The organism is Roseomonas sp. TAS13 (assembly GCF_001950415.1).
Classification (GTDB): Bacteria; Pseudomonadota; Alphaproteobacteria; order Acetobacterales; family Acetobacteraceae; genus Roseomonas; species Roseomonas mucosa.
The window spans coordinates 1-10,519 of the sequence record NZ_BDLP01000148.1 but is presented as its reverse complement, the minus strand read 5'-3'; the positions used below and the strand labels follow the sequence as shown (position 1 = coordinate 10,519).

General features: G+C 72.7%; 9 protein-coding genes. 5 read left to right on the top strand and 4 right to left on the bottom strand.

The window, feature by feature from the left end; translation table 11 throughout:
• The first annotated feature begins 133 nt into the window (after window positions 1-133).
• Window positions 134-2,116 carry a DNA polymerase III subunit gamma/tau gene (locus tag ROTAS13_RS12865; RefSeq protein WP_075822548.1) on the top strand — a complete coding sequence of 661 codons (1,983 nt, stop codon included), beginning with the start codon at window positions 134-136 and terminating at the stop codon, window positions 2,114-2,116.
• A 360-nt stretch (window positions 2,117-2,476) separates the two neighbouring features.
• Here ROTAS13_RS12865 and ROTAS13_RS12860 read toward each other — a convergent pair whose 3' ends face one another.
• A complete protein-coding gene (locus ROTAS13_RS12860) occupies window positions 2,477-3,388 on the bottom strand; it encodes a pirin family protein (protein ID WP_075822547.1) in 912 nt (303 codons plus the stop codon).
• Window positions 3,389-3,414: 26 nt separating this feature from the next.
• A complete protein-coding gene (locus ROTAS13_RS12855; RefSeq protein WP_075822546.1) occupies window positions 3,415-4,314 on the bottom strand; it encodes a LysR family transcriptional regulator in 900 nt (299 codons plus the stop codon).
• Window positions 4,315-4,414: 100 nt separating this feature from the next.
• Here ROTAS13_RS12855 and ROTAS13_RS12850 point away from each other — a divergent pair, with 100 nt between their 5' ends.
• The gene (locus ROTAS13_RS12850; RefSeq protein WP_075822545.1) at window positions 4,415-5,155 is read left to right on the top strand and encodes an SDR family oxidoreductase; all 741 of its coding nucleotides are present in this window, start codon (window positions 4,415-4,417) and stop codon (window positions 5,153-5,155) included.
• 135 nt (window positions 5,156-5,290) lie between these two features.
• On the opposite strand, the gene ROTAS13_RS12845 is transcribed toward ROTAS13_RS12850, so the two are convergent.
• A complete protein-coding gene (locus tag ROTAS13_RS12845) occupies window positions 5,291-5,764 on the bottom strand; it encodes an AraC family ligand binding domain-containing protein (protein WP_058389635.1) in 474 nt (157 codons plus the stop codon).
• A 168-nt stretch (window positions 5,765-5,932) separates the two neighbouring features.
• Window positions 5,933-7,111, bottom strand: a complete 1,179-nt coding sequence (locus ROTAS13_RS12840) for an aminotransferase class V-fold PLP-dependent enzyme (RefSeq protein WP_075822544.1) — start codon at window positions 7,109-7,111, stop codon at window positions 5,933-5,935.
• Between the two features lie 215 nt (window positions 7,112-7,326).
• Here ROTAS13_RS12840 and ROTAS13_RS12835 point away from each other — a divergent pair, with 215 nt between their 5' ends.
• From ROTAS13_RS12835 to ROTAS13_RS12825, 3 genes are all read left to right on the top strand, one after another.
• Window positions 7,327-7,671: a YbaB/EbfC family nucleoid-associated protein gene (locus tag ROTAS13_RS12835; protein WP_019460724.1), complete on the top strand. Its 345-nt coding sequence runs from the start codon at window positions 7,327-7,329 to the stop codon at window positions 7,669-7,671.
• Between the two features lie 258 nt (window positions 7,672-7,929).
• A complete protein-coding gene (gene recR, locus ROTAS13_RS12830; protein ID WP_075822543.1) occupies window positions 7,930-9,666 on the top strand; it encodes a recombination mediator RecR in 1,737 nt (578 codons plus the stop codon).
• A 67-nt stretch (window positions 9,667-9,733) separates the two neighbouring features.
• Window positions 9,734-10,399 carry a d(CMP) kinase gene (locus tag ROTAS13_RS12825; protein ID WP_019461366.1) on the top strand — a complete coding sequence of 222 codons (666 nt, stop codon included), beginning with the start codon at window positions 9,734-9,736 and terminating at the stop codon, window positions 10,397-10,399.
• Window positions 10,400-10,519 lie beyond the last annotated feature (120 nt).

Genomic DNA, 10,519 nt, shown 5'->3' with positions numbered 1-10,519 from the left:
GCGTAGATGTGATCAAGAGACAGGTTTCCGCCCGGGTCGTGTGTCGGTCTTCCACCCCGAGCAGGACCGCCTTCCCCCGCCGGTTCCGTAGTCGCCCCACCTGTCGTCCACGACGCCCTTTCCCCGGGACCGGATGCCCAGCGACCTTCCCTCGACCGAGAACGAGATCCCCGAGCCGCCCGCCGAGGGCCCCGGCCTCTTCGGGGATGCCCCGGCCTCCCCGGCGCCCGGCCCCCTGCCCCCGCCGGCCTCCGCCCAGGCGCTCGTGGGGACCCCCGCGGAGGCACCAGCCCAGCCTTATCGCGTGCTGGCCCGGAAGTACCGGCCCACCAGCTTCGCGGACCTGGTCGGCCAGGACGCCATGGTCCGTACCCTGCGCAACGCCTTCGCGCAGAACCGCATCGCCCATGCCTTCATGCTCACCGGCATCCGGGGCGTGGGAAAGACCACCACCGCCCGCATCATCGCCCGCGCGCTGAACTGCACCGGGCCGGACGGCCAGGGCGGCCCGACCGTGGAGCCCTGCGGCGTCTGCCCCGATTGCCGCGCCATCCTGGCCGACCGGCACCCGGACGTGATGGAGCTGGACGCGGCCTCCAACAACGGCGTGGACAATGTGCGGGAACTGCGGGAGCAGGTGCGATTCCGCCCCGTCCAGGGCCGCTGCAAGGTCTTCATCCTGGACGAGGTGCACATGCTCTCCGGGCCGGCCTTCAACGCGCTGCTGAAGACGCTGGAGGAGCCGCCGCCTGGGGTACGCTTCATCTTCGCCACCACGGAGCTGCGCAAGGTTCCGGCCACGATCCTGTCGCGCTGCCAGACCTTCCACCTGCGCCGCATGTCGCAGGCGGAGCTGGCTGGCCTCTTCTCCCGCATCGCGGAGAAGGAAGGCGCACGGCTGGAGCCCGAGGCGCTGGCCATGATCGCCCGTGCCGCCGACGGCTCGGCCCGCGACGGGCTCTCGCTGTTGGACCAGGCCATCGCCCTGTCCGAGGACGGCGGCAGCGTCACCGCCCAGGCGGTGCGCGACATGCTGGGGCTGGCCGACCGCGCCCTGGTGCTGGACGTGATGGAGGCCGCCATGCGCGGCGACGTCGCCGCCATGCTGTCCACCATGGACCGGGCACATGAGGTCGGCGCCGACCCGGGCGTGCTGCTTTCCGACCTCGCCGAGCTGGTGCACCAGATCACCCGCCTGCGCTCCGTGCCCGCGCTGCGCAACGATCCCACTTTGCCGGAGGAGCTTCGGGGCCGCGGCGCCGCCCTGGCGGACCGGCTCTCCATTCCCGTGCTGGGCCGCGCCTGGCAGATGCTGTTGAAGGGGCTGGAGGAGATCGCCCTCGCTCCCGACCGCCGCGCGGCGGCGGAGATGGTGCTGATCCGCCTCGCCCACGTGGCGGAGATGCCGACGCCGGGCGAGATCCTGCGCCGCCTCCAGGAAGGCGGCAGCGTCCCGGCTCCGCAAGGGAGCGGGATGGGGGGTGGCGGAAACAGTGGTGCCCGCATGGCTGGCGGCGGTCCGGCGATGCCCACCCATGGCGGCGGTTCGATGGTGGCCGGGGGCGGAGGCTCCGTGATGGCCGCCGGTGGCGGCGGGGCAGTGGCCTATGCCGAGGCGGCGCCCGCGCCGCAGCCCGGTTCCTTCCGCGAGGTCGTGGCCCTGGCCTCGGGCCGCAAGCCGATGCTGCATGCCCATCTGGTGCACAGCGTCCGCCTCGTCTCCTTCGGGCGGGGCCGGTTGGAACTGAACCCGCTCCCGCAGGCCCCGCGCGACCTCGCCGCCCAGCTCACCGCCCTGCTGAGCGAGGTGACGGGCCGGCGCTGGACCGTGGTGCTCTCCAATGCCGGGGGCGAGCCGACCCTGGCCGAGCAGGGCAAGGCCGTCGCCGCACAGGCCCGCGAACTGGCCGAGAGCCACCCGCTGGTGCAGGCCGTGCTGGCCGCCTTCCCGGGCGCGGAGATCGCCGATGTGCGGGACAACACCCTGGATGAATACGGCTTGCCCCCCGCCGCCGCCGAGGAAGCGGCCTTCGGCACCGCCGGGATGGAGGAAGGCGACGACCGCGAATTCGCCCCGCCGGATGCCGAGCCCGCCGGGATGGACGATCTCGACTGATCCGGACGGCGGGTCCGGTGTTGTGCCGTCCCCCGGGGGAAAGGCTCCGCCTTTCGCCCCGGACCCCCTATCCGCCAGGACGCTTCGCGCCCTGGACCCGGTGAGTTGGCACTCCCTGGCGCCGGACCGCGCCGGAGAGCCATGCTCTCCGGCGGACTGCCGGTGCCACGAGCGCGGACAAGGTGTTTCCTCTTCCTGGGAGCCCCACCTTTCCGCCTGCTCCCAGGGATCGGACGGCAGGCTGACGGCAGCCGCCGGAACCAGCGAAAGCCCGGGGTCCGGGGACGGTTTCGGTCCCCGGCGGAGAGGGCGTGGGAGAGGCGGCGCCTCTCCCACGACGGCATCCGGCGGCCCGGCGCCTCAGGACATGGCGGGCGCTGAGGGCATCGGTCCCTCGGGCAGAGGGATGAACTCCCGGTCGTCCGCATCGGGCAGCTTCATGCGCCCGGCGCGCCAATCCGCCGCCGCCTGGGCCAGCCGCTCCTTCGAGGAGGAGACGAAGTTCCAGTAGAGGAAGCGCGGCCCGACCGGCTCGCCGCCCAGGATCATCACGGTCGCCTCGCCGATGGCGCGGAGCGAGGATTGGCCCTGGCCCTGGCCCAGCACCAGCATCCGTCCCGGCCCATACTGCACGCCGCCCATCTCCACCGCGCCCGTGGCCACGTAGAGCGCGCGTTCGGCGAAGCCCGCCGGGATCTCCGCCCGCGCCCCGGCCTCCAGCCCGAGATGCACGTAGAAGAGCGGCGAATGGGTGCGCGCCGCGGCGGTCAGGCCATAGGCGCTGCCGGCGATCACCTGGCCGTGCACGCCGCCCTCGCTCCATTGCGGCAGGTCGGCGCCGGCATGGTGGGAGAAGGCGGGGTCGGCCTCCTCGGCGCCGGTGGGCAGCGCGACCCAGGCCTGGATGCCGTGCAGGCGGTCGCCCTCGGCGCGCGCCTTCTCGAAGCGCTCGCTGTGCGTGATGCCGCGCCCCGCCGTCATCCAGTTCACCTCGTTCGGGCGGATCGGCTGCTTCGAGCCGATGCTGTCGCGGTACATGATCTCGCCCGAGAAGAGATAGGTCACGGTGGAAAGGCCGATATGCGGGTGTGGCCGCACGTCGAGCGAGCGGTCGATGCCAGGGGCGAGGTCGACCGGCCCCATATGGTCGAAGAAGACGAAGGGGCCGACCATGCGGCGCTTCGCGAAGGGCAGGATACGCCCGACCTCGATCCCGCCGCCCAGGTCGCGCCGGCGCTGCTCAATCACCATCTCGACCGGGGTTTCAGACATGAGTCTTTTCTCCACCAGGGTTGCCGTCAGCCCATCCGCGTGCGGGAGAGATGGTCGAGGAAAGTGCGCAGCGGCGGGGCCATCTGGCGGGCGCTCGGATAATAGACATAGAATCCGGGAAAGGGCGGCGTCCATTCCGGCAGGAGCTGCACCAGCCGCCCCGCGGCGATCATCGCATCGACCTGGTGCGCGAACTGATAGGCGATTCCCGCCCCGGCGCAGGCGATCTCCGGCAGCATGGCGGGCTCGTCCACGATGAGCGGCCCCTCCACCGCGACCTCCAGGCGTTCCGCACCGCGCTCGAACTCCCAGCGATAGGGGCTGCCGTCGCTCGGATTGCGGTAGGCGAGGCAGGCATGGCGGGCCAGGTCGCGCGGGTGCCCGGGCCGCCCATGGCGTGCGAGATAGCCGGGTGCTGCCACCACCTTCATCACCAGTTCGCCGCCGAGCTTCACCGCGACCATGTCCCGGTGCAGTTTCTCGCCCAGGCGGATGCCGGCGTCGAAACGGCCCGCCACGATATCCACCAGCCGGTCCTCGATGGTGATCTCGACGCGGATCGCCGGATGGGCCGTCAGGAAACCACCCAGCAGTGGCGCCAGATAGTGCACGGCGGAGATGCGGGAGGCGTTGAGGCGCAGCAGGCCGGCGGGCTCCGCCGCGTTTCCCCGCGCGTCCTGCTCTGCCGCCTCCAGCGCCTCCAGCGCCGGGCGCAGGCGGCGGAGCAGGCGCTCGCCCGCTTCGCTGGGGGCGAGGCTGCGCGTCGTGCGGTGGAGCAGGCGCGTGCCGAGCCGCTCCTCCAGCTTGCGGAGGATGGCACTGAGGGTGGAGGGGGTGATGCCGAGATGCGCGGCCGCCCGGGCGAAGCTGCCATGCTCGACGACGGTGGCGAAGGCCTTCAGCTCGGTGAAGTCGCTGCCCCGCATTATGCCCGATCCACCACAGACTACGCTCGGAACATAGCGGATTATCCCGGTGTCCGCCGATGCCTAGCTTCCGGGCAGCGAAGCAGGAGGAGGTTCCGCCATGAGCCGGTTTTCCGGAAAGCGCATCCTGGTCACGGGCGCGACCAGCGGCATCGGCCGGGCCGGGGCGCTACGCATCGCCGCGGAAGGCGGCCAGGTCATCGCGACGGGGCGAGACCCGGATCGCCTGGCGGCGCTGCGCCAGGCCCTGCCGGAGGCCGCGCTGGTACTGCGGAACGACGCGGCCGATCCCGGCGTGGCACGGGAACTCGCCGAGGCGGTCGCCTCGGGTGGCGGCCTCGACGGGGCGTGGCTCAACGCGGGTTATGCCGCCGTCTGCGCAATCGAGGCGGTCGATGCCGAATTTTTCGATGCCATGATGCAGGCGAACCTGCGTGGCCCGGTGCTGCAGATGGCCTGTTTGTCCAGCCTGCTGCGACCGTGCGGCGCCGTGCTGCTCACCGGCTCCACCGCGGCCTATGAGGGTTCGGCCATGGCCAGCGTCTATGCCGCGAGCAAGGGCGCCATGCTGTCCCTGGCCCGCTGCTGGGCCACCGCGCTCGGCCCGCGCGGCATCCGCGTCAACACGCTCGTGCCAGGGCCCATCGACACGAATTTCCGTGACTTCATGGCGGATTCCTTCCGGCGGGACTTCGAGGCGGGGGTGCTGGGACGGCTGGCTCTTTCCCGCATGGGCCGTGACGAGGAAGCGGCGGCCGTGGCCCTCTTCCTGCTGTCGGAGGAGGCCGGTTTCGTCACCGGCGGCCAGTACGCCGTCGATGGCGGGCTGGCGATGCGATAGCCCACCGCGCCGGGCGGGCCTTCGCGAAGGTCAGATCGTGGCCTGCAGGCTGAGGCTCGCCACCTCGATGTCGAAGCTGCCATCCACCCCGATGGCGAAATGTGCGCGCACCTGTGGTGGCGCCCCGTCGGGCCGCTACGGCACGCGGTGGGTGTCGTCCGGCCGCTGCGGCGGCAGCTTGATCGCCAGGACCCGGAAGCGCCCCTCGCTGGCCTGGGACCCGGCATGGACCGTGCCCTTGGGGATGATGACGAGGTCCCCCGGCTTCACCTGGACCTGCCGGTCGCCCAGCCAGAAGGAGCCGCTGCCGGCCAGGACCAGCTGGATCTCGTTGGCGTCCGCATGGAAATGCTTGAACACGTTGCCGCTCTGCACCGCCACCGTGCCCTGCTCCGTGGCGACCAGGGTGCGGGAGCGCAGGTCGGTGCCGTTGACCAGCGGGCCGATCTCGTCCTCGGTCAGCCCGGTCAGGCTGACGATGCGCGGCACCAGCTCCGGCGCCGCCGTCTGCGCGCCGGCGGGCGGAGCGAGCCGGGACAGGATGGGACCCGAAAGCAACCCGCCCATGAAACCCATGGCGAGGCCGCCGCAGAGCACGGCAAGGCGCATTGTCTTGTTTCCTCCAGGGATCGTTCCGCACCCCTGGGGAGCAGCATGGCGCGGCCGGGTGCCGCGGGGCAAGCCAGGGCTAGGCGCCCATCCCCGGCGATCACGGCGGGCCGGGCCCTGTCCGGCGCGCGATGCCGGGCCGCGGAAGCGCGCGTTTCGGGGGCGGCCTCAGCCCCGCGCCAGCCCGCGGCAATGCGCCAGCAGCCGGTCGATCTCCGCCTCGGTGTTGTAGTAGTGCGGGGAGGCCCGGATCAGGCCGGGCAGACCGCGCCGCTCGGCATCGATGCGCGTGCTGGCGGGGTCCGAGGCCCCGATGGTGATCCCCGCCGCCCCGGCGCTGGCCACCACCGCACGCGCCTCATGCCCTTCCAGCGTGAAGCTGACGATGGCCGAGGGGTTCCGCCCCAGGTCGCGGAGCGTGGCGCCGGGGATCGCGCGCAGCCCCTCCCGCAGCCGGGTGGCCAGAGCGTGGCAGCGCGTCCCGATTGCCTCCAGCCCCAGTTCCAGCGCGTAATCCACCGCCACCCCCAGCCCGGCGCGGGCGGCGTAGTTGTTTTCCCAGGTCTCGAAGCGGCGGGCGTCCCCGCGCAACCGGTACTCGCCCCGGCTGACCCAGGGCGCGGCGAAATGGTCGATCACCACCGGCTCCAGCCGCTCCAGCAGTTCCTGCCGCACATAGAGGAAGCCGGTGCCGCGCGGCCCGCGCAGGAATTTCCGGCCGGTGGCGGAGAGCATGTCGCAGCCGAGGGCCCGCACATCCACCGGCATCTGCCCCACCGCCTGGCAGGCATCCAGAAGATAGGGGATGCCATGCATCCGGGCGATCCGCCCGATGGCGGCGGCCGGGTTGGTCAGCCCGCCATTGGTCGGCACCCAGGTGACGGCGATCAGCTTCGTACGGCCGTCGATCATCCGTTCCAGCGCCGCGAGGTCGAGCTCCCCCGCCGTGTCGCTCGGCACTACCTCCACCACCGCGCCGGTACGGCGCGCCACCTGCAGGAAGGCAACGTAGTTCGCCGCATACTCCGCCTCGGCGGTCAGGATGCGGTCCCCCGGGCCGAGGGGCAGGCTGTAGAAGGCCATCTGCCAGGCCACGGTGGCATTCTCGGTGAGGGCGATCTCCCCGGGCGCCGCGTTCAGCAGCCGCGCCACGGAGCGGTAGACCCCTTCCAGCCTTTCAGCCTCCTGCGCCGCGGCGGCATAGCCGCCGATCTCCGCCTCCAGGTCCAGATGCGCCTTGACCGCCTCGACCACCGGCGCGGGCATCAGGGCGGCCCCGGCATTGTGCAGATAGGCCCGCCGGGCGGTGGCCGGCGTTTCCGCCCGGACCCTCTCGATGTCGATCATGCCGCCCCCTCCGGAATCCGGCGGTCAGCTTCATCCCCGTGGCCGGGACTGCCAAGAGCGCCGGACCATGATGCGGATCGCCGCCCGGAATAAGGGACCGGAAACCGGGCGGGCCGGTGACGCAGGGCCACCCCTGCCCTAGATACCGGGGGAGATACTCCTCGGCGCGGCGGCTTCCGGCGCGTCCCGACAACCTTCAGCCAGGACATCCGTGCATGAAGAACCTGACCAACATGCTCAAGCAGGCCCAGCAGATGCAGTCGAAGATGCAAGAGATGCAGGCCAAGCTGGAGGCCCAGGTGGTCGAGGGCCAGTCGGGCGCGGGCATGGTGAAGGTCTCGCTTTCCGGCAAGGGCGACCTCAAGAGCGTGGCCATCGACCCCTCCCTGATGTCGGCGGAGGAGCGCGAGGTGCTGGAGGACCTGCTGATCGCCGCCCATGCCGATGCCAAGGCGAAGGTGGAGGCGATGATGGCCGAGGAGATGCAGAAGGCCACCGCCGGGCTGAACATCCCCGGCATGGGCGGCGGCCTGCCGGGCGGCTTCAAGCTGCCGTTCTGAACCGTGCCCGGCCGCCGGGACCTCGTAGGCGCGATCCCCCGCGGGGCGGCGGCCCCGGGGAACGACCCGGAAGCCGCCCCATGGCGCCGGCATCCGGCCGGTAGTGCCGGTGGCAGACCTCCCGCCGACCCGGCGCGGGGCGGGGACAGCACGGCGGCACCCTCGCGGAAACGCCTGCCGATCCCTATATGTTCCGGGTAGCGGCCAGGCCCGGTTCGCGCCCCGCGGCGGTGCGGAAGGTGCGGCGCGGAGCATGGAATGAACCATCCCAACGACCCCGTCGAACAGCTTGTCGGCCTGCTGTCGCGCCTGCCCGGCTATGGCCGGCGCTCGGCACGGCGGGCCGTGCTGAAGATGCTGCAGGACCCGCAACGGCTGATGCTGCCCCTCGCCGACGGGCTGCGGATCGCCGCCGAGGCGGTGCGGCCCTGCGAGGTCTGCGGCAATCTCGATACCGCATCCCCCTGCCATGTCTGCCGCGACCCGCACCGCGAGCGTGGGCTGGTCTGCGTGGTGGAGGGCGTGGCCGATCTCTGGGCACTGGAACGGGCCGGGGCGCATCGCGGCCTCTACCACGTGCTGGGCGGCGTGCTGTCGCCGCTCGGCGGGGTGGGGCCGGAGGATCTGCGCATCCAGCCCCTGGTGCGTCGCGTGGCGGAGGAGGGCATCCGCGAGGTGATCCTCGCCCTCCCCGCCACGGTGGAAGGCGCCACCACCGGCCATTACCTGCACGACCGGCTGCATGACCTGCCGGTGCAGGTCACGCGCCTCGCCCAGGGCGTTCCCATGGGGGGCGCCCTGGACGTGCTCGACGATGGCACCCTCGCCGCCGCCCTGCGCGCCCTGGGGGCGAGGGTGGAACAGGCCGGTCCCGGCGCCTGGCGCGTCGCGGGACGCGGGGTGGGCGGGCTGGCGGAGCCCGCCGAGGTGCTGGAGATGGGCGGTTCCGGCAGTGCCGCCGCGCTGTTCTGCGGGATGCTCGCGGGACATCCGGTCTTCGCGGTGCTGGCCGGCGATGCAGCGCTGCGCCGCCACCCGATGGGACGGGTGACCGGGCCGCTCGCGGCCTGCGGGGCGCGCTTCACCGGGTGCGGGGGGGAGTTCCTGCCGCTGGCGGTGGAGGGCGCGCGCCTGGCCCTGCCGGCGGAGCACCGGCTGCCCGTGGCCTCCGCCACGGTGAAATCCGCGCTGCTGCTGGCCGGGCTCTGCGCCCGGGGCGTGACGCGGGTGGAGGAGCCCGGGCCCAGCCCTGACCATACGGAGAACCTGCTGCGCCATTTCGGCGCCCGGCTGCGTATCATGCCGGAGGGCGCCGGCTGGGATGGCGCGCGCGTGACCGAGCTGGACGGGCAGCCGGAACTGGTGGCCGCGCCGGTTTCCGTGCCGGGCGACCCGTCGCTGGCCGGTTTTCCGCTGGTGGCGGCGCTGCTGGTGCCGGGATCGCGGCTGACGGTGCGCGGCGTCGGACTCAACCTCCTGCGCAACGGCCTGCTCGCCACGCTGCGCGAGATGGGGGGCGAACTCGCCGTGACCGGTGAGCGCATCGAGGCGGGCGAGGCGGTGGGCGACGTCACCGCCACGCATTCCGCCCTGCGTGGCGTGGATGTCCCGGCCGGGCGGCTGCGCGGCACGAAGGGTGCCCTGCCGTTGCTGGCCGTCGCGGCGGCCTTCGCCACAGGCACCAGCCGCATCCGGGGGGTGGGGGCGGAAAGCGGCGGCCTCGCGGCCGTGATGGCCCTGCTGGCGGCCAACGGGGTGGCGGCGGAGGCCGAGGAGGGCGACCTGATCATCCGGCGCGACGGTGCCCCCGTGCCCGGCGGCGGCAGCATGGCCGCCGGGGCGGATTCCTGTTCGGTCATGAGCGCGCTGGTGCTGGGGCTGGCGGCGGAAAAGCCGGTGACGGTGGAGGATGGCGCCTGTGCCGGGGTGGTTTTCCCGGATTTCGCCGGGCTGATGGACCGTGTGGCGGGCGGAGGCGCGATCACATCCGCTTGACGCGGCGGTGTATGATGCGGCGCACGCATCCTGTAAGTTGCCGCAACCAGAACGGGAGCAGATCCGGATGACCGCCACCGAGACCCTCACCGCCGGAACCAGGGCGATCATCGCCGTGGACGGTCCGGCCGCCGCCGGCAAGGGCACGTTGGCCCGCCGCCTCGCCGCGGCGCTGGACCTGCCCTATCTGGACACCGGGCTGCTCTATCGCGCCACGGCGCGCCGCGTGATCGACGGGGGCGGCGATCCCGGGGATGCGGTGGCCGCCGAGGCCGCGGCGCGGGCGCTGGAGCCGGGCGATCTCGGCCGCGCCGGCCTGCGCGCCCCGGACACCGATACCGGCGCCAGCAAGGTCGCGGCCATTCCCGGCGTGCGGGCCGCGCTGCTCGACTTCCAGCGCCAGTTCGGCCGCGCCAATGGCGCCGTGCTGGACGGGCGCGACATCGGCACCGTGGTCTTTCCCGATGCGCCGGTGAAGCTCTTCGTCACCGCTAGTCCCGAGGCACGCGCCGAGCGCCGCTGGAAGGAGCGCCAGGCGCGGGGCGAGGACGTCTCGCTGGAGGCGGTGACTGCCGAGATGGCCGCCCGCGACGCCCGCGACGCCTCCCGCGACACGGCCCCCATGAAGCCGGCCGGGGACGCGATCCTGCTCGACACCACGGCGCTCGATGCCGAGGCCGCCTATGCCGAGGCCCTCCGCCTCGTCCGCCAGCGCCTCGGCCTTGCCTCCTGAGAGGGTGCGTCTGGAGGGTCTGGCCTGTGAACCGGGAGGCTCTGCCTCCCGGACCCTCCGCTCAGGGGGATCGTATCCCCCCGAGACCCCGCCATGGGCGCTCCGCGAGGTGGAGGTTGT